The following is a 746-nucleotide window of genomic DNA, read 5'->3' as shown; positions in this document are numbered from 1 at the left end:
CCTCAAGCGACTTCTTTATCTTATCATCATCAAAACTTTTTGTCAACACTTTTTTTGAAAACTTTTTTTATTTTTCTTAAATGTTGTTTGCTGTCCTGACGACTTCCTTATAATATCATTATTAAATTCTTATGTCAACATATTTTTTAAAAATTATTTTATATTATTTATAATTGCCTGCTTTTCTACATATACAATACATCTAAGCTATAATTTATATAATAAATATTAATACTTATTATATAAATTATTACTTAAGTTGTAAGAATACTCTTATACAAATTGGATAGTTTCAAAAAAAATTTTAGTTTATAAAAAATCACATTTCAAATATTCTATTTTATAAATACCTTATATTTTTACTGATCCAATAATAATATTGTATTTTTTCAAAATTCCTTAAAAATTTTCCCGAAAACTTTTAAATTTATTTATATAACAAAAAAAGCTACGAAATTAATCGTAGCTTTTGGTGGAGGTAAAGGGATTCGAACCCTTGACCCCTTGCGTGCAAGGCAAGTGCTCTCCCAACTGAGCTATACCCCCAAATTACCTGGCAACGTTCTACTCTTCCACACAGTCCCCCGTGCAGTACCATCGACGCTGTAGAGCTTAACTTTCCTGTTCGGAATGGGAAGGAGTGTTTCCTCTACGCCATCATCACCAGATGCTATGGTTTTCTAAATCTTTGATTTAGTCAAAACCTTGTACTCCTCAGCTTGCTGAGTGAGTTTCCTTTTAGAGAT

General features: G+C 29.9%; 1 tRNA gene and 1 rRNA gene. Both read right to left on the bottom strand.

The features are described 5' to 3' along the window. Window positions 1-470: 470 nt before the first annotated feature. Window positions 471-546, bottom strand: a tRNA-Ala gene (locus TY07_RS17075). 5 nt (window positions 547-551) lie between these two features. Then, window positions 552-668 (bottom strand): 5S ribosomal RNA (rrf, locus tag TY07_RS17070). Window positions 669-746: the final 78 nt, after the last annotated feature.

The organism is Clostridium saudiense, from assembly GCF_000577815.1.
GTDB lineage: Bacteria > Bacillota > Clostridia > Clostridiales > Clostridiaceae > Clostridium > Clostridium saudiense.
Note: the sequence above shows the minus strand (reverse complement) of the source record. Positions and strands in the feature narration are given on the sequence as shown.